The organism is Mucilaginibacter phenanthrenivorans (genome assembly GCF_024721155.1).
Classification (GTDB): Bacteria; Bacteroidota; Bacteroidia; order Sphingobacteriales; family Sphingobacteriaceae; genus Mucilaginibacter; species Mucilaginibacter phenanthrenivorans.
Genome location: NZ_JAHVAP010000004.1, coordinates 375,990 through 394,156 on the forward strand (window position 1 = coordinate 375,990; position 18,167 = coordinate 394,156).

Annotated in this window: 17 protein-coding genes; 1 reads left to right on the plus strand and 16 read right to left on the minus strand. The window is 42.0% G+C overall.

Features of this window, described 5'->3' with window-relative positions; translation table 11 throughout:
- Positions 1–80 precede the first annotated feature (80 nt).
- Both KXD93_RS11170 and lat read right to left on the minus strand, forming a co-directional pair.
- Positions 81–521 (minus strand): hypothetical protein, encoded by a 441-nt coding sequence (locus KXD93_RS11170; protein ID WP_258137177.1) that lies wholly within the window; start codon positions 519–521, stop codon positions 81–83.
- Between the two features lie 210 nt (positions 522–731).
- Positions 732–2,063, minus strand: coding sequence for an L-lysine 6-transaminase (gene lat / locus KXD93_RS11175; RefSeq protein WP_258137178.1), 1,332 nt, complete (start codon positions 2,061–2,063; stop codon positions 732–734).
- Positions 2,064–2,281: 218 nt separating this feature from the next.
- On the opposite strand from lat, the gene KXD93_RS11180 reads away from it, so the two are divergent.
- Positions 2,282–3,007 carry an endonuclease/exonuclease/phosphatase family protein gene (locus tag KXD93_RS11180; RefSeq protein WP_373417355.1) on the plus strand — a complete coding sequence of 242 codons (726 nt, stop codon included), beginning with the start codon at positions 2,282–2,284 and terminating at the stop codon, positions 3,005–3,007.
- Between the two features lie 5 nt (positions 3,008–3,012).
- Here the strand turns inward: KXD93_RS11180 and KXD93_RS11185 are convergent, their stop codons facing one another.
- From KXD93_RS11185 to KXD93_RS11250, 14 genes are all read right to left on the minus strand, one after another.
- On the minus strand, positions 3,013–4,320 hold the full coding sequence (locus tag KXD93_RS11185) for an ammonium transporter (RefSeq protein ID WP_258137180.1): 1,308 nt from the start codon (positions 4,318–4,320) through the stop codon (positions 3,013–3,015).
- A gap of 477 nt (positions 4,321–4,797) precedes the next feature.
- Entirely contained in the window at positions 4,798–6,309 is a 1,512-nt protein-coding gene (locus tag KXD93_RS11190; protein ID WP_258137181.1) for an NADH-quinone oxidoreductase subunit N, read from the minus strand.
- Between the two features lie 5 nt (positions 6,310–6,314).
- Positions 6,315–8,192: a mucoidy inhibitor MuiA family protein gene (locus tag KXD93_RS11195; protein ID WP_258137182.1), complete on the minus strand. Its 1,878-nt coding sequence runs from the start codon at positions 8,190–8,192 to the stop codon at positions 6,315–6,317.
- A gap of 107 nt (positions 8,193–8,299) precedes the next feature.
- Complete coding sequence (locus KXD93_RS11200) at positions 8,300–9,904, minus strand: complex I subunit 4 family protein (RefSeq protein ID WP_258137183.1); 1,605 nt, start codon at positions 9,902–9,904, stop codon at positions 8,300–8,302.
- Positions 9,905–10,025: 121 nt separating this feature from the next.
- Positions 10,026–12,134 carry an NADH-quinone oxidoreductase subunit L gene (gene nuoL, locus KXD93_RS11205; protein WP_258137184.1) on the minus strand — a complete coding sequence of 703 codons (2,109 nt, stop codon included), beginning with the start codon at positions 12,132–12,134 and terminating at the stop codon, positions 10,026–10,028.
- A gap of 1 nt (position 12,135) precedes the next feature.
- Positions 12,136–12,663, minus strand: coding sequence for a hypothetical protein (locus KXD93_RS11210; protein ID WP_258137185.1), 528 nt, complete (start codon positions 12,661–12,663; stop codon positions 12,136–12,138).
- 16 nt (positions 12,664–12,679) lie between these two features.
- Complete coding sequence (locus tag KXD93_RS11215; RefSeq protein WP_258137186.1) at positions 12,680–13,426, minus strand: hypothetical protein; 747 nt, start codon at positions 13,424–13,426, stop codon at positions 12,680–12,682.
- A 1-nt stretch (position 13,427) separates the two neighbouring features.
- Complete coding sequence (nuoK, locus tag KXD93_RS11220; RefSeq protein WP_258137187.1) at positions 13,428–13,733, minus strand: NADH-quinone oxidoreductase subunit NuoK; 306 nt, start codon at positions 13,731–13,733, stop codon at positions 13,428–13,430.
- A complete protein-coding gene (locus KXD93_RS11225; RefSeq protein WP_258137188.1) occupies positions 13,730–14,278 on the minus strand; it encodes an NADH-quinone oxidoreductase subunit J family protein in 549 nt (182 codons plus the stop codon). The genes nuoK and KXD93_RS11225 overlap by 4 nt, the downstream gene beginning before the upstream one ends.
- Positions 14,275–14,862, minus strand: a complete 588-nt coding sequence (locus KXD93_RS11230) for a NuoI/complex I 23 kDa subunit family protein (RefSeq protein ID WP_258137189.1) — start codon at positions 14,860–14,862, stop codon at positions 14,275–14,277. The genes KXD93_RS11225 and KXD93_RS11230 overlap by 4 nt, the downstream gene beginning before the upstream one ends.
- Positions 14,863–14,963: 101 nt before the next feature.
- Entirely contained in the window at positions 14,964–16,034 is a 1,071-nt protein-coding gene (gene nuoH / locus KXD93_RS11235) for an NADH-quinone oxidoreductase subunit NuoH (RefSeq protein WP_258137190.1), read from the minus strand.
- A 125-nt stretch (positions 16,035–16,159) separates the two neighbouring features.
- On the minus strand, positions 16,160–16,996 hold the full coding sequence (gene murI / locus KXD93_RS11240; protein ID WP_258137191.1) for a glutamate racemase: 837 nt from the start codon (positions 16,994–16,996) through the stop codon (positions 16,160–16,162).
- A gap of 66 nt (positions 16,997–17,062) precedes the next feature.
- A complete protein-coding gene (locus KXD93_RS11245) occupies positions 17,063–17,575 on the minus strand; it encodes an OmpH/Skp family outer membrane protein (protein ID WP_258137192.1) in 513 nt (170 codons plus the stop codon).
- 47 nt (positions 17,576–17,622) lie between these two features.
- On the minus strand, positions 17,623–18,153 hold the full coding sequence (locus KXD93_RS11250) for an OmpH/Skp family outer membrane protein (RefSeq protein WP_258137193.1): 531 nt from the start codon (positions 18,151–18,153) through the stop codon (positions 17,623–17,625).
- Between the last annotated feature and the right edge of the window lie 14 nt (positions 18,154–18,167).

Here is an 18,167-nt window from a genome sequence, read left to right on the forward strand (position 1 = left end):
CTAGTCTAGTCAATTAGCGTCTTTCGGACTTTTATTTTTTCTTCCGGACTTCCGGACTTTACCGACTTTCGGACTAAATATCAAACCCTCACGTACTCAAACCTATTATTCTCATTGCTCCGCTCTCTTCTCAACTTGCCCTCATTTGCGAGTTTTAAAAGTATGCCTGATAGTTCAGAAGTTTTAAAATCTGAGTCGAAGTTTTCTTTGCAGAAATCTGCGATGGAAGATATGGAATGACGGGTATCAAAAAAATTGGTCGATAACAGCTGATTCAACACTTTTGTTGCCCCAGGCTTTTTAGCGCCACGCGCAGGCGAATAACCTTCGCCATTTTCCCGTGGCCTATAAACTTTTTTGCTAAATATTTCTGCAGTCTCGCTGTCTCCCTTTTCAATCTCAATCATCACATCTAACAAACGATCAACTACTCTTACCTGCACGGCCTCTGACCGGAACGAATTAACAACTTCAGAAATTTCTACCAGTTGTTTTTTTAACTTTTCAATGTGCTTACTCATGTTACCAATACCCTGTTAAATATTAACTGTGCAACTATTAGTTCCCCATGGCATAATACTCGAAAAATAGCCGATATTGGTGAAAAAATAGCAAATGTTAGCCGGTTAATATTTAACTAACGTGGCTGGAACATTTTATTGCAGAAACAATGGAAATATGCTCAATTTCCATTAGAAATGGGTTTTTGTATCAATTGTTTTACATTGAGGTTACAGAGAAGCACATACTTTCTGAAGTATTTCCATTCCGCTGTCAATATGTTTTTGCTCAATAATAAGTGCCGGCCTGAAGCGGATACTTTGGTCGCCACAGCCCAAAAACATAACATTGTACTCCATGCCTTTTGCAATAAATTTATCGCGGATGGTTTTGTCAGGAAAATCAAATGCTGTGAGTAATCCTTTGCCCCTTACATTGCTTATGATATCATATTTTTCGGAGATACTCACCAGGCAATTTTGCAGGTAGTCACCCATAGTAGCTGCATTATCACAAAGGTTATCTTCCTCAATAATATCCATTATTTTTGATGAGCGTACCATATCTACCAAACTACCACCCCAGGTTGAGTTTATCCGCGATGAAACGTTAAAAACATTGGTTTCAATTTCATCGACCTTCCGGCCTGCAAGAATCCCGCATACCTGCATCTTTTTACCAAATGCCAGTATATCCGGGCGGGCATTTTCACCGAAATGCTCATGACTCCAAAATTTACCGGTAAGGCCTACACCGGTCTGCACTTCATCGTAAATTAACATGGCTTCATTTTCGTCAGCAAGCATACGCAGCTTTTCTAAAAACTCCCTGCGTACATGATTATCGCCGCCCTCTGATTGTATCGGCTCAATTATAATGGCACATACATCATCCTTATTCTCTTCAAAGGCCTTTTTTATCTGGGCGATAGACAATTCCTCGCGCCTTAGCAAGTCCTCGTGATTAGCATCACTATAAGGAAAATTCATTTTCGGAAGCGAAACACGCGGCCAATCGAATTTGGCAAACCACTTTGTTTTTACAGGCTGGGTGTTGGTCAGGCTCAGTGTATACCCTGAACGGCCATGAAACGCATTCTCAAAATGGATCACCTTAAAGCCAAGTTCCTTTGTATAGCCCTTTGCGAAATTCTTTTGCACCTTCCAGTCCATCGCTACCTTAAGCGCATTCTCGATAGCCAGTGATCCACCTGCTATGAAAAAAGCGTGGGGCAGGTATTCCGGAATGCCAACTCTTGCAAATGTCTCAACAAACTCGGCATATTGAGTGGTATATATATCTGAATTCGATGGGTTGGTTAAGGCCGCCAGCATCAGGTTCTTTTTAAATACTTCGTCGTTCACCATTTTAGGGTGATTATATCCTAATGGTACCGACGCAAAGCAGGTAAAAAAGTCAAGCAGGGTACGGTCATACTTAGCATCGTAAATATAAACACCCTTACTTTTTTCCATATCAAAAGTCAGGTCGAAGCCATCGGCTAATACATGCTTCTGTAACGAAGCCTGTACATTTTTCGGAGAAACAAGCAGGTTGTACATACAATTGGATTTGTACAAATTTACTCAAAAACCCCTCAGAAACAAAAATTAAGCGGTTTTTGAACCGATACGCCAAAAAGTAACTTTAAACAATTTAAAGTTACTTTTTGTACCGAAGTCTATTTTGGTCAGCTACAAATTATTTCGAAACCAGTATATTTAAACAATATTTTTCTTAAAAAAATGCGCAGAATGGCGCTTTTTTCTCCTCCAGGTCTATGAAAATAATAACATGGAATTGCAATATGGCATTCAGAAAAAAGGCCGGGTTGATAATGACTCATAAGCCTGATATTTTAATTATCCAGGAATGTGAAAGCCTTGAGAAGCTGAAATTAGGCGCTGATTTTCCTAAACCAACCAATGCGCTTTGGTTTGGAAATAATCAGCATAAGGGAATCGGGATATTTTCGTTTGGGAAGTTAAAGCTTAGGGTGCTTGATGAACATAATACCGCCTTACAGTTAATAATCCCGGTTGCTGTCACCAATGGCAAAGTTGATTTTAACCTGTTTGCAATATGGGCACATAATCCCTCGGACCCGGACGGACGGTATGTTGAGCAAATTTGGAAAGCTATTCATCATTATGAAGGTTTGCTATCACAAGGAAACAGTATTCTAATCGGAGATTTCAACAGCAATACCATTTGGGACAAAAAACGACGGGCAGGCAACCATTCAAACGTTGTTAAATTTCTTGAGGGAAAAGGAATCTTAAGTACCTATCATTCGTTTTTCAAACAAACACAGGGGAAGGAACTACATCCAACATTTTATCTATATAAGCACATTGACAAACCTTACCATCTTGATTACTGCTTTGCATCTGGTAGTCTTGCTTCGCGAGTAAAGACCGTCGAAATCGGAGAGCATAACTACTGGAGCAAATACAGTGACCATGTTCCGTTAATGGTGAAATTTAATCTACGCAAGGTGATTTAGCATTCTTACAGCCTTTCACCATGCTGACTAATATCAAGCCCAATCTCTTCCTCTTCGGCAGATACGCGCAGCGGAGAGATCATATCAGTGATCTTCAATAAAAGCAGTGAGCCAAAAAACGCGAATACGGATACTCCCACCAACGCTATTAACTGCACGAAAAATAAATGTGTGTGCCCAAAGAATAAACCATCGCCGGTTGTGTTTGCCGCGTTAACCTTTTGGCTGGCAAATACGCCGGTAAGCAGCATTCCAACCATGCCGCCTACGCCGTGGCAGGGAAATACGTCAAGTGTGTCGTCAATAGTTGTACGGGTACGCCATTCAACCACCAGGTTGCTGATCAATGCAGATATAATCCCTATCGCCAGTGAATGCGGAATACTCACATAGCCTGCCGCAGGTGTAATAGCTACAAGCCCAACCACTGCACCGATACAAGTTCCCATTGCCGATGGCTTTTTGCCGCGCAGCATATCGAAAAAGATCCAGGTTATCCCGCCTGCAGCTGATGCAGTTGTACTTGTTGCAAGGGCTATTACGGCTAAATGATTAGCGCCGAATGCTGAACCAGCGTTAAACCCAAACCACCCGAACCATAATAAGCCCGTACCTATCATTACGTAGGTAATTCGTGCTGGCGAATGGTTTGCTTCGTTCCTGCGCTTAAGGTACAGGGCCGACGCTAAAGCAGCCCAGCCCGCCGACATGTGCACTACAGTTCCGCCGGCGAAATCAAGCACGCCAAGTTTGTTAAGAATACCGTCAGGATGCCAGGTAACGTGGGCCAGCGGCGAGAAAATAAATATGGTAAACAACACCAAAAATATAATGTACGAGTTGAAACGGATCCGTTCGGCAAATGCCCCGGTGATGAGCGCAGGGGTAATGATGGCAAACTTAAGCTGGTACATGGCAAACAATAGCAAAGGGATAGTAGGCGCCGACTTCCATGTTGCATTACCCAGCATCCCCTTCATCATAAAAAAGGTGGAGGGATTGCCAATGATGCCGCCGATGCTATCGCCAAAGGCGAGGCTAAAGCCAAATATGCCCCACATTACCGTTATGATAACCATACATACAATACTTTGCAACATGGTAGAGATCACGTTCTTTTTGTTTACCATGCCGCCGTAAAAGAAGGCTAAGCCGGGTGTCATGATCAAAACCAGGGCTGTCGACATTAGCATCCAGGCAATATCGCCCGTGTTGAAATGCGGATCAGGCCCTTTTTTGAATTCTACAGAAGGAAATAAAAAGGTTAAAAGTAAAACGCCAAGAATAAGCGCGAATGGAAAATATCTTTTCATGCAATGATGTTATCGATAAAATAAGCTCGTTGAAAGCAGGTTTATAACAGCGGTAAAAATGACAAAAAAATCAAATACTCAATGAATCTATAAAAAAATTAACAAAATAAAATAATCAAAGAGCTTTATTTAACAAATCCATAATCAAATACTATTAAATCCAACCCATAATAGCAGAATGATAATTTTAATCACAAAATAAAGATGACACCTTTTATAATCTTCACGGATTGACGTCCTTTCTCAAGCTATCACAGTTTAAGCACGGGCTCTTAATAAAAAAGAGAGCCCGGTTATTGGAACCGGGCTCATCACAATATAGGTCTAGAAAGGATATTTTGCTTTTTTATTTTACAACTTCATCATTCCTGGTTCGAAACAGGCTCCAATGAAAAAGTTGCTGAAAGTAGGAATAATTTAAACAAAAACAAATAAAAAATGAGATTTTTATTCAATAAAGATTAATAAATGGACTTTTTAAAAGATTTTAAATAGTGTATCGGGCCATATACCCAGTAAAACTACTAAAACCGATATAATTATGCCAAAAACCACAATATTTTGAGATTTATTAAGTGTATTTTTAACAATTTCAGTTCTTTTCAGAAATAAATTTAGAGGAATCTTAATGTAGTAGAACAGGGAAACTACAGTTGTTAACGCCCCTGTTATCATCAGCAGCAACATCCAGATATTGTGATCATGCTGGTAAACGCCATAAACAGCGGAAAACACCAGGACCTTCCCGGTAAAGCCCGCTGTAACAGGTAAACCCGTTAACGAGATAAGTACGATCACAAAACAAATTGAAGCAGCAGGGTATTTTAAACCCAGGCCCTTGTAGCTCTTCATATCATCAGCCTCGAGCACATTGGCAAAATAAGTAGCCAATGCTAAAGCACCAATATTAGCGAGGGCATAAACAGCAAGATAAAATGTGAGCGCCGAAATACCGGAAGTGTTATAGGTAACAATTGCCATCAGGGCAAAACCGGTATGCCCTATGCTGGAATAGGCCAGCATTCTTTTAACGTTACGCTGCAGCACTGCGGCAAAATTTCCGGCAATCATGGTTATTATGCCAATTACGCTCAATACCAGCTTAAAATCAAATGCAGTCCATTTAACAAAATAGACAAAAGGCCTTAAGAAATTTATAAGCAATGCAAATGCGGCTATTTTAGGCAGCGTTGATAGCCATGCAGTAATGGGGGTTGATGCACCCTCGTACACATCAGGCACCCAAAAATGCACCGGAACAAATGACAGTTTAAACCCAATCCCTATCAATACCAATCCCAGCGCTAATGAAACGGCAACCGGATTCGCCTGCATTAGCCCCGGTAATAAATTACCGGAGAATAATCCGAGCGATCCTGTAAATCCATACAATAGCGAAATGCCATAAAGCATTATAGCCGATGCCGCCGCTCCAAACAGTACATATTTTAAACCTGCTTCGTTACTAAATGCATTTTCTGTGCGGTAGGCTACCATCAGGTAAGAGGCTATAGAAACCATTTCGACGGCTAGATAAATGGATAACAGGTTTACTGCCATGGTCATTAAATGCAAACCAAGTACCGAGCCGATAACAATGGTATACAGATCAGAAAGGCCCTTGCGATGCGCCTTCAAGCGGTTATCCCATTCAAAATAAAGCAGCAGTATAAATGCCAGCGCATCGATAATAAATTTAAAGTTGATGGCTACCCGATTAAGCAGCAACATTTCATTAAATAAAAACCTGCCATTAACCTGCCCACTTTCAAACAAAAGTTTGATTTGCTGGAAATCCCTTGGGATTACCAGCAAAATTCCGGCACAGGCAACTATCCTGCAAAGCTTTTCAGAGGTCCGGCCAAATAACAGATCGGTTACCAATACCAGCACGAACAATACCGTTAAATAAATCTCGGGCAAAAAAAAGGGAATGCTTTCTAAAACATGCGAAACATTGCCCGGAATAAATGGTATCAGATCGTGCATTATTGTTATTGAACTATTACTGACTGGCTTTTCGGATACTTAACCATATATCTTAATTGTACCTTTTTATCTTCCTGCGAATTTAGCAGGAAATTCCATGAAACCTTACCTGTTAATAAATCAGGTTTCACACCCGATGTTTCCTGCGCCTCTACCTCGATAGATGAATTTTGCGATACCGGCACCTGGTCCTCAACCAGCAGGTTTACCTTTTGATTTTTACGGTTCTTAACCTCTATCAACCAGCTTTTAGTTTCCTTTTTGTTTGAACCGAAAGTTTGCCTTTCACTCAGATCCTTTTGCAGGGTTCGGGTAACTACGATGTTCTTATCCGTTCCCAATGAAAGGTTCAGCGTGTCTGTCGCGTTGTGTGTATCAATTAACGATTTGCCAATGTAGGTTCCCTCAAAATAAAGGTTAGCCTCGCCCGATAAAAAGTTATATTTATTCCAGTCGGTAAGTTGGGCGGTTAAAAACACATCGGTATTTATTTTTGGTGCAACAAAATATTGATAACCTGCCTTTACCTCCACATCATTTATTGCTACCAAATATTGCTTGCCATCACTTGGGATGGAATACGGGTTATCAATAATAAATTCTACATTGGTTTGGTTCTCTACCTGGTTCACGCCAACCGGAATGGTGTTTACCTGCACACCAGCAACTTTTCCCGTCAATGTCCGGCTTACATTGTAACCATCGTCATCATCTTTATCACGAACCGAGCCATATCCTACAACCACCACTTCGTTCAATTGCCTTGCATCTGCATTAAGGCCAAAGCTCATAAAGCTGCCGCTAACGGGCATTTCCTGCGTTTGATAGCCTATAAATGAAACGGTCACCGTTTGCGGGCCCGGTGGCACCTGTAGCGAAAAGTTTCCATTCATGTCGGTAACAGCGCCTATTGTAGTTCCTTTTATCTTTACCGTTGCGCCCGGTACAGCCTGCCTGTCGCCGTTATCAAACACGCGCCCTGTAACACGGGTAATTGAGCCGGCTGGTGCGGTATAATACATTCCCAAACTGAGGTAGTAAGGTGTAAGATCGGGCTTGCTGCCGCTTACAGTTGGGTTTCCTGTTGATAATGTCAGCTTTATATTTTTCCACTCCTCCCCGCTTTGCTGAGCAACGTTCGCCTTATATGAGATACTTACCGGGCTGTTCACATTTTTCGCCCTGATATCATACGTTGGGTACCAGCTTGCGTTTTTAACCACGTAGCTTATAGTAAACAATGATTGCAGCGCCGCCTTTGAGGATACCGTCACCAGTATATTACTGGTCGCGGTACTTTTACCGCGGCTGATTTCGCCAATCTGCTTGTCGTACTTTGCAAGTTGCAAATTAAGGGCGGCTATTTGATTGGTGATGGATTGCTGCTTCTGCTTCAATTCAGTAAGCCGTTCGGTTTGAAAATCGAGCGCTTGTTTTAGCTTGAGCACATCCAGCGTTAAATTGTCGGCCTTTACCAGTTGGTTCTTTCCAAGCATCACTTCTTCCTGCTGGTAAATGGCAAGCAGGCTGTTCTGCAGATCAACCTTATCTCTTATTGCTTTTTGCTGCGCGATAAGGTCTTCCACTTGTTTGGCTTTTACCTCTTCGCCAAGGTAGTTCATTTCGTGCTTAACAGAAAGTATGGTGAACTCGCCATTGGCATGTACCTGGATACTCTGCACATCAATCCCCGGCGAAATTTCGCCGAAAACCAATTGTGTTGTACCTGCGCTTACATTTACCATTGCTGTGCGTGTTACCTGTGCTCCTTTTAAAAACACCACTACCTTTTCAACTTTTGATGCTATCTTCTGGCCATCTTCGGCCCTGGCTCCAATCGCAATAAAAAATGCGAACGCAGCAAATAATAATTTTTTAAACATGATTTTTTAGGTTAAATAAATACTTCCTGTTAATTCAATCCCATGTATTGGTTTTGTACTTACAGGATGCAGCTGCCCGAATGTTTCCACAAGGCAGATGCAAATATTTATTTGAAGCCTAAAAACTGTATGAATGTAACTACCGATTCATTGATCTTATCAAACACCAGCGATGGCATCACCCCTAAAATTAAAACGATAAGCGCCAGAGGCAGTAAAGTTAGCTTCTCGCGGAGATTAAGGTCTACCAGGGCTGTTTTCCATACCGAGCCACCCTTTAAATTCACCGTACCGAAGAACATGCGCTGCAATGTCCATAAAAAATAAGCGGCGCCTAATAGAATGCCAAGCGATGCACAGGCCGCCATCCAATATGGCAGTAAACCATTTGTTGAATGAGACTTAAACGCCCCGGTAAGCGAGAATGCCTCACCAATAAAGGCCGAAAAACCCGGCAGTCCCAGCGATGCAAAAAATGCAACAACAACAAAGGCGGTATATTTCGGCATAATGCTGGCAAGTCCGCGGAAATGATTAATGCCCCTGTCATGTACCCTGTTATAAACAACCCCGGCCAAAAAGAACAGCATGGTTGATAAAAACCCGTGACTAACCATCTGCATAACCGCGCCGCTTAAACCCTCGGTAGTTAAGGAAGCTATCCCCAGCAAAACAAAACCCATATGCGATACAGACGAGTATGCGATCATCCGTTTCAGATCCTGCTGCGCTAAAGCGTTTAATGCGCCATAAATAATGGAGATCACACCAAGTAAGCCAAGCCAGTAAGCATCGGCGTGCGCTATTTCCGGGAAAATACCCACGCAGATGCGGATAATGCCGTAGCCCCCAACTTTTAAAAGGATCCCCGCCAGGATAATTGACACCGGTGTAGGCGCCTCTACGTGTGCGTCAGGCAGCCAGGTATGCAGCGGCACCACAGGAACCTTTATGGCAAATGCGATAAATAATATTACAAAGCCAACAGCCCGCGCCGGCAGGCCTAATATGGTTTGATGGCTTAGTACCGAGAATACCGAACCTGCATCGTAATTGGCTGGGTTCATCATCTGGATAATATTGAACGTATGATTGCCCGTGGCCGGATCCTTAACCGACAAATAAAGCCCGATCATGATCAGCAACATAAACACCGATCCAAACAGCGTGTAGAGAAAGAATTTTATAGCTGCATACTCACGCCTTGCGCCACCCCACATTCCTATTAAAAAGTACAGCGGCAGCAACATCAGTTCGTAAAAAATATAGAACAGGAAGAAATCAAGCGAACAGAAAACGCCCATTACGGCCATGTCCAATATCAGGAATAATACAAAAAAACCTTTAAGGTTGCTCTTTATTTCCCACGATGCAAGTGCAGCAACAACCAGCACAAAGGATGTCATTACCAGCAATGCTATGGAAAGCCCGTCGATTCCCACAAAATAGTCTATTTGCATTTTACCCAGGCTGCCAAGGTCGAGGTTGATCCAGGGCAGCTTTTGCATAAACTGGAACTGATCCTCGTGGTTAACGCCGGCAAACGAAGCGCCGGTTTTAAAATCGCAATAGATCCAGATACTTAAGCCCAGTTGTACCAGCGTAGCCAGTAGTGTAATAAATTTAAAGCTGCTGCGCCATTCCGAAGGCAGCAGTGCAACAATAAATCCGAAAAGGACAGGGGTAAGTATGAGGAGTGTAAGGACGTTCATCGGGCAAAAGAATTAAGAGCCAGGAAGCAAGAATCAAGAGTCAAGACAGAAAAAACAACGCAATTAGCTTTCGCGTAATATGTTATCCCTTCACCTTTTACCTTTAACCTTTTACCTATTCTCATATCAATGTTTTCAAAATAAACAAAGCCAGTATAATTACCAGCATACTATATAAATAATATTGCACTTTACCCCCCTGGAACCTGCGCGCAAAGTTACCCACGGATTGCACCACATTTACCACTAAATGCAAAAAGCCATCTATTATGTGCTGGTCCGCCCAGGCGGTAAGTTTTGACAACGCCATGGCTGTTTTTGCCAGGGTATGGATGAAGCCATCTATAACTCTTCTATCCCACCAGAAAACCGACCGGCTCAGGACCATCACCGGTTTTACAATATACTTTTTATAAAAATGATCGAAATACCATTCGTTAAATGACAACCTCCACAAGGCGTTGGTTTGCGAAAAAGGACTTATCTTCCGCTTTGCATAAATCACATAAGCGCCGTATACCACCAACAAGCTAAAAATATTTACCGCTACCGGAACTAGTATATGATAAACCCCTTCGCCCGCTACATTGTGCCCTATTGTAACTCCTTTAAACAACCACGATTGCTCGTATGAAAAGGGATTGATCGAGAACAACGGAAATAAACTGCCGATGGCTAATATAAACAGCGGTAAAACATACCGCCAGCCGCCATCTGCGATATGCAGTTTGATGGATGGATATTTTTCCAACAATCTCAAATCGCCAAAAAACACTTTAACGATTAGCCTGATAACATAAAACGCGGTTAGCCATGTGGTAAGCACCGCAAATACCGGGATCAGTATGTAAATGAAACTTTTACCTTCCGACCATTGAAAGGCCTGGATGAGTATGCCATCCTTTGATAAGTAGCCCGACGTAAACGGCAAGCCGATAAGTGCAAGCGCCCCAATTAAAGCAGCGATGAAGGTAAGCGGCATCTTTTTTCGGAGGCCGCCCATATTTAAAATATTTTGCGGGTCTATCTCCAGCTTGTTATCATCCCTGATGTGCGACATTTGGTGGATCACTATGCCTGCCACTAAAAACAACAAACATTTAAAAAAGGCATGTGTAACCAAATGAAACAACGACGATGAATAAGCGCCGATTCCCATGGCCATGATCATATAACCCAACTGTGATATGGTGGAATAGGCAAGGATGCGTTTGAAGTCGTTTTGCGTTAGGGCGATGGTTGCCGCCATAAAAGCAGTAAAGCAACCGATAATGGCGAGGATGGTTAGTTCCGTTTCATTAAACACCGGGTAAACCCGGCCTAACAAAAACACACCGGCAGCAACCATAGTAGCCGCGTGGATGAGTGCCGACACCGATGTTGGGCCCTCCATAGCATCAGGCAGCCAGGTATGCAATGGGAACTGAGCAGATTTTGCGGCTACAGCCAGGAAGATCCCGGCGAAGGCAACATATTGCCATATAATAGGAAGTGGAACCGCTCCGCCTTTAACCCATATAGAACCAACTTGACTGGGCAAATCAGTATTGAATACCCAAAAATCGTGCACGCTGGCAAACTTTGCGATATCAATCGAGCCGAAAAGGAAATCAATATCAAAAGTATGGTACTGTGTAAACAGGATGATGATAGCCGTTAACAATCCTATGTCCCCTATCCGGTTCATGATGAAGGCCTTTTTATTAGCCTGTACTGCCTTATGCCGGGTAAACCAAAAACCGATAAGCAGGTATGATGAAAAGCCAACTAGCTCCCAGAAAATATAGAACAGCACCAGGTTATCCACCACCACCAAAGCCAGCATGCTGAAACAAAACAGGCTTAAAAAAGCGAAGTAACGGTTATAACCGTCGTCATTCTTCATGTAAGCAGTAGAGTAAATATGCACCGGCAGGGCTATCACATTTACCAGCACCAGCATTAGCACCGAAAGGTTATTCAACAAAACACCGGCGTAAACCTTAGTATCGCCAATGGTAAACCATAAAACCTGCTGGTGGACCAGGTGATCAGTGTTCCAAACTTTTGAAAATACAGATACCGATAACACGCAGCTAATTAATATTGCCCCGGTGGAGATCCAGCCAGCCACCTTATTATTTTTACCAGGGAGAGCCAGGTTAATTATAAAGGCAAGCAGGGGCAGCAACACTGCTGCGAGTGCAAATTTTATGGTAAGGGTGTCTATCGCTTGTAAAAAGTTATCCAATTTACTGTTTTGTTCTTATTTCAATCATTGTTGTATTTGGCACTGCCTGTAAACTAAAATACACGCTCTCTATCTTTTCTGCTGGTATGTTGTACAATTCGTCAATTATGTCTGCACGTCCACCTGATAGTGTCTTCGCATTTATCGTATAGAAAAAATTGCCATCCCTATGCTGATGCACTTCCAAATAATCCGCATACGCCTTCGAAAAAGCGCCAAACTTCTTTTGATAGGCCGCGATCTTTTCGGTAGCTGTGGTTAAATAAACTACGTTCCTGGTTTTTAACTTGGTTCCACTTAATACCGAGATCTTTGTGATTGCAAACGGATCGATGGCATTTACTACCCGCTTTGATACCGAATCGTTCAATACTTTTCCGTCGACCACATAAGTAGGATTATCATACTTTGCATTATACTTTTCCCATGTGCTGGTTTTTACAGCATTCCAGTTAGCAGGCGGCGGCGGTTGCGCAATTGCACCTGTAAAGAAACAAGTAAGTAAAGTAATGTATAGTAGCAGTTTCATGAGAGATATTCCGGTATTATTTCCTGGTTGTGATGTTTAAGTTCGTTATTTTATCCCTGGTGCTCAGCGTAATTTTCGCTATATTTTCTTTAGGCAACTTGTATAGTTTTTCAAGACTTGCATCGCCTTTGTTATAAATATCTCCGTCAACCACATAGTTCAATCCGGAATCATCATTATTATGGTTATCTAAGTACTTTTTATAAGGAGCCGACAAACTGCTTAATTTCGTTTGATAGCTTCTAACCGCCCCAGCCCTGGTTACCACTATTACCATATCATGCGATACGTCAGATTCCATCGACTCGGTTCCTTTATTTTTCTTCAGGATATCAATACTTAATATGCCCTTGGGATCAATCCCGTCTAATTTCTTATCTGATATTTCTCCGTCAATAACATACATGGCGCTATCAGGAAGTTCAGGATGATAGGCGCCGCTTGCTTTTTGATTATAAATATTCTGGTGACCTTTTGTGGTTACAAAGATTACTCCATTTTCGCCCCGTTTACCGTACATCTTTATAGCGGCCACATCTTTTACCACATTGATCTCCGAAATGCTATTCGGATCAAGTTTGTTCAGGTTACCTTTATACACGGTTCCATCAATTAAAATCAGCGGGTTATTATCAATTAGAGGGTGATCACCCGGCCCTCCAATACGTTTTGCAGTATCTTTATAAACAGTATCCCTGCTTTGAGCCAAAGCGCCAACAGACAAAACCAAAAAGACAATAAAAGCATATAATTTTCCCATCATTTCAATCTCTTAGTTTATTAATTTCACCCGGATCAATTGTTTTATATTGCTTGTATACATTTAAAATAATGGCAAGCGCCACGGCAGTTGTTGCAGCAGCCAGCACAATTGCAAACAAGGCAAACATCTGGCCGCCATTATTAAAACGATCATACTTGCTAAAGGCTACCAGGTTCAATATGGCAGCATTTAGCATCAGCTCAATTCCTATCAATACCTGTATGGCGTTTTGTTTGGATACGATCATGTACAAGCCTACGCAAAACAAAACTGCGCTTACTATCAAAAAGTCGGTTAACGAGATCATGCTCCCTTCCCCTTTCTTGATAAATGTGCCGACCCAATCAGCGCTATCATCAGCAAAACAGAAATAGCTTCAAAAGGCAGCAAATATTGGGTCATCAGGTTAATGCCGATACCCTCGGTCATCGATGAGTTGGGCAAGATCATGTTATTTCGAACGATTGATTTCTTCACCCATTCCAAATTGTTGGCATCCACTTTAAGGATCATATTCACCAGAACAATCAAAAACAAACCAGCCAGCAGCATTGCAGGCAGCTTATTTATATTGATGAACTTGCTTTTTTGCTCACCTATCGCATTCAGCGTTTCCTTGCCCGAGAGCATAAAGGCAAATAATATCAGTACCAAAATACCACCGACGTAGATCACTATTTGCGTGATTGCAACAAAATCAGCCAACGCGAGCACATACAAGCCTGCTAAAGCAAAAAGTGTGATAAAAAACATAAAGATTGAGCGCACCAGGTTTTTAGTCCCCGCCACAAATACAGCAGAACCAATAGCGATAAACGCCATCAGGTAAAACAAAATCTGTGCTAAGCTCATAAGCCGCCCTCCTCTTTCTTCTGCATAGCTGCTAATTTAGCGGCCTGTTTTTCGGCCTGTTGCTTATCAAACTCGGCACGCTTTTCAGCAGCCATTTCCGGCGACATGTCCGAAAACTGGTAGGTAAGGTCGCTCAGCTGGAAAACTGTTTTATCATATTGGTTAGTCATCACAATACACTCCGTAGGACAAACTATAGTACATAAGCCGCAATACATACACTTCGCCATATCAATATCAAACTTAGCGGCATAAAGTCTTTTCGTAGTGCCGTCAGAAGTTTGACCAATTGCCTCCGTTGCCTTTATCGACTCAATATCGATACAATTAACCGGGCACACCTTGGCGCAAAGGTCACACACAATACAATCATCCATCTCCACATCAAGTTGGTAACGCCCCACTTCCGGGATCGGCAGCTTTTGATGCGGATATTGTATGGTATTGGTACCCTCCAACTGCTTAAAGTAATTACTATCACTTGCAGGCAGCAGTTCCCGCTTCTTATGCGAAGCAAAAAGGTGCCTTAAGGTGATGGATAATCCCTTTAGTGTTGAAGTAATACCTTTTATTATTTGTGTCATTAGTTTATTAGTTCATTAGTTCATTGGTAATTGCCGGTTACTTAGCTAACTGGCATTGCAAACTTTGCACCAATGAACTAATGAACCAGTGAACCAATAAACTACATCAGCCACAGCCTCCATATCCCCGATATCAGCATACAGGCAAAAGCAAGCGGTGTAAGCACCTTCCAGCACAAGGTCATCAGCTGATCTACCCTAAAACGGGGCAGCGTCCACCTGATCCACATTTGTATGCCAACCAGGGTTAGCGTTTTAATTGTTACCCATACTATTCCCCATACTGCGTTTGTTGTCCAGTTTGCCAAATGGACCGGCCCTATGTTTGGTAACGGTGTGTTCCATGCGCCTAAAAACAGGATCACGGCTACCATCGATACCAGGAACATCATAGAGTACTCGGCTAAAAATACCAATGCGAACCTTAAGCCCGTGTACTCGGTATGAAAGCCTGCCACCAGCTCCGATTCAGCTTCCGGAATATCAAATGGAGCCCGGTTACTTTCTGCCAGTGAAGCTATAAAGTAAATCACAAAAACTATCAGTAAATGTGGCGCCCTGAATACGTTCCAGGCAAAAAAGCCGCCTATATGGGTTACATCCCAAAAACCGGAAAACTTAACTACTTCTGTTGATAGAATACCTTGTTGTGCGGATATGGTTTGCAGGTTTAATGTTTGCGCTATCATCACTACGGATATTATTGCAAACCCCGCAGGAATCTCATAGGATATGATTTGGGCGGCAGAACGCATAGCACCCAATATGGAATATTTATTATTTGAGCCCCAGCCGGCCATTAAAATGCCAAGAGTTTCAATAGAGATGATCGCGAAGATATAGTAGAGTCCCAAATTCAGGTTAGCAGGTACAAGTCCCGGGCCCCATGGCAGGGCAGCAAAACCCAGATAAACGGCTACGAAAATAATACCGGGAGCTAAAATGAATAGTATCTTATCTGCAGCTGCCGGTGTTATCAGTTCCTTTTGCAGCATTTTCAAAATGTCGGCAAAGGTTTGCAGCGAACCGTATTTACCTGTTTCTGTCGGACCAAGCCTGTCCTGGATAAAGGCGGATACCTTGCGCTCGGCGTATACACCAAAAAGCGCAAACAAAGCCGAAAAACCAAACAGTCCTATCGCAATAATAAAATATGTGATATAAAAATTCAACCTTTTTGCTTTAGCTGCAAACTTAGTAAATTTGGTTGATTAAGTTAGATTGTGTTGAATAGTTGATAAAGTTGGTAGAATTAGTTGGAGAAGCTAATTTCAAAATAAATTACCTGTCTTGTTCATTAGCAATTGTTAATATCTGCATAGGATGATTTTACGGCCGCCGAAAAGAACAATTCCGCATAATGGTCAAAATCTGCGGTATCATCGGTAGTAGTAAAAAATTGCTGCGTTTTGTTCCTGCTAATACTAGTCTCCATTTCTGGATGGCGCTGCAGGTAATCAGCCAGGCTCTTAGCCACAATATCGCCTTGCGACACAACTTGTATATTCTTTGGCAGATATTCCATTATCTTTTGCTGGATCAGGGGATAGTGGGTACAAGCCAGCAACAATGTATCGATGTTTGTAGATTGTGCCAGTACCTGATCTAAATACTGCTTCACAAAATAGTTGGCGCCGGGTTTATCATATTCGCCATTTTCAATTAAGGGTACCCAAAGCGGGCAGGCCTGCTGAAATACCTTCACGCCTGGAAAGAAATTCCCGATCTCTATTTTGTACGATTCTGATTGTACCGTACCTTTTGTACCAAGCACACCTATTTCCTGTGTTTGGGTATAGTTGCCAATTACCTGGGCAGTTGGCCTGATAACTCCCAGCACACGTTTTGCCGGGTCTTCATTTTTCAGGTCTATTTGTTGGATGTTCCTTAGAGCCTTTGCAGATGCTGTATTGCAGGCCAAAATTACCAATGGACAACCCTGCTTAAAAAGCCATTGCACACATTCCCAGGTATATTGATGAATGGTTTGAAATGACCTATTACCGTACGGCGCCCTTGCTGTATCGCCGATATACACGTAATCATAATCGGGAAGTTCCTTAAATATTGAACGAAAAACGGTAAGGCCGCCATAACCTGAATCAAAAATGCCAATCGGCTTATTATCTGCCATCAATACAAAAATAAAAAAAGCGCCCCGTATTCACGAGGCGCTTTATAAATGTTTACTAAGCCTTGATTATTTAATGCCTAATTTAGCTTTAACAGCTTCCATCATATCATCACCCGGAGGCGCAACAACCAATGCAGTTTGTCCAGAGTCTAAAACATAAGTGTAACCTTTTTCTTTAGCTACAGCTTCAACAGCTGTGTGTGCTTTGTCTGATAAAGGCTTAATCAGCTCATTTGATTTTTCATCAAATTTTTGCTGTGCAGTTGTGTTATAATCCTGCATGCGTTTTTGAATATCCTGCAATTCAGCTTGCTTAGCCGAACGTGTTGCCTCATTCATTGTAGCCTGTGTTTTCTGAAATTCAGTTCCTTTAGTCTGTAGTTCAGTTTGCATGGCAGCAAGCTGGTCTGTAAACTGCTTTGAGTAAATGTCAAGCTGAGATTTTACAGTTTTAGCTTCAGGCATAAGGCCAATCAGGGCATTTAAATTAATATAGCCAATTTTAGTTTGTGCTTTGGCAAAGTTGCCTACCGATAACAAGCATACCGCAACTAAAGCAACTTTAAATAGTTTTTTCATTTTGTTGTTCTGTGTTTAAAATTAATGGGATTAATATAATTGTAAATTTATTTTGCATTTGTTGTTGACTTCAAGCCGAGCTTTGTTAAAACATCCGCGCTTTTATCGTAACGCGGGTTGGCATATAACATTATTACCTCGCTGTTTTTGTCAAATATCATATCCAGGTTATCACTTTCGGCAACTGCTTGTATAGCTTTTGACATTTTATCCTGGATAGGTTTAATTATTGAATTACTTTTTTGAGCAAGATCACCATCAGGTCCAAATTTTTGACGCTGAAAGTCCTTTGCTGTTTTTTCCTTGTCGGCAATTTCTGCTTCACGCCGCTTTTTCATCTCCGCAGTCATCAACACCTGGTCGGCCTGGTAGGCTTTATATAAACGGTCAATTTCCTGGTACCGCTGATCAACCTCCTTTTGCCATTGTACAGACAATGCCTCAATCTGTTTTTGGGCCGACGCATATTCAGGCATATGTTTTAATATAAATTCCGAATCTACGTAAGCAAAGCGCTGGGCAAACGCACCAGTGAGCGTTACTAACGTAAAAACCAATACTAAAATTGCCCTCTTCATTACAATTGCTGCGC

What these genes read in the sequence shown, in the direction of transcription:
- KXD93_RS11170 (WP_258137177.1), bottom strand. Translation starts at nt 521, where the DNA reads ATGAGTAAGCACATTGAAAAGTTAAAAAAACAACTGGTAGAAATTTCT.
- lat (WP_258137178.1), bottom strand. Translation starts at nt 2,063, where the DNA reads ATGTACAACCTGCTTGTTTCTCCGAAAAATGTACAGGCTTCGTTACAG.
- KXD93_RS11180 (WP_373417355.1), top strand. Translation starts at nt 2,282, where the DNA reads ATGAAAATAATAACATGGAATTGCAATATGGCATTCAGAAAAAAGGCC.
- KXD93_RS11185 (WP_258137180.1), bottom strand. Translation starts at nt 4,320, where the DNA reads ATGAAAAGATATTTTCCATTCGCGCTTATTCTTGGCGTTTTACTTTTA.
- KXD93_RS11190 (WP_258137181.1), bottom strand. Translation starts at nt 6,309, where the DNA reads ATGCACGATCTGATACCATTTATTCCGGGCAATGTTTCGCATGTTTTA.
- KXD93_RS11195 (WP_258137182.1), bottom strand. Translation starts at nt 8,192, where the DNA reads ATGTTTAAAAAATTATTATTTGCTGCGTTCGCATTTTTTATTGCGATT.
- KXD93_RS11200 (WP_258137183.1), bottom strand. Translation starts at nt 9,904, where the DNA reads ATGAACGTCCTTACACTCCTCATACTTACCCCTGTCCTTTTCGGATTT.
- KXD93_RS11210 (WP_258137185.1), bottom strand. Translation starts at nt 12,663, where the DNA reads ATGAAACTGCTACTATACATTACTTTACTTACTTGTTTCTTTACAGGT.
- KXD93_RS11215 (WP_258137186.1), bottom strand. Translation starts at nt 13,426, where the DNA reads ATGATGGGAAAATTATATGCTTTTATTGTCTTTTTGGTTTTGTCTGTT.
- nuoK (WP_258137187.1), bottom strand. Translation starts at nt 13,733, where the DNA reads ATGATCTCGTTAACCGACTTTTTGATAGTAAGCGCAGTTTTGTTTTGC.
- KXD93_RS11225 (WP_258137188.1), bottom strand. Translation starts at nt 14,278, where the DNA reads ATGAGCTTAGCACAGATTTTGTTTTACCTGATGGCGTTTATCGCTATT.
- KXD93_RS11230 (WP_258137189.1), bottom strand. Translation starts at nt 14,862, where the DNA reads ATGACACAAATAATAAAAGGTATTACTTCAACACTAAAGGGATTATCC.
- murI (WP_258137191.1), bottom strand. Translation starts at nt 16,996, where the DNA reads ATGGCAGATAATAAGCCGATTGGCATTTTTGATTCAGGTTATGGCGGC.
- KXD93_RS11245 (WP_258137192.1), bottom strand. Translation starts at nt 17,575, where the DNA reads ATGAAAAAACTATTTAAAGTTGCTTTAGTTGCGGTATGCTTGTTATCG.
- KXD93_RS11250 (WP_258137193.1), bottom strand. Translation starts at nt 18,153, where the DNA reads ATGAAGAGGGCAATTTTAGTATTGGTTTTTACGTTAGTAACGCTCACT.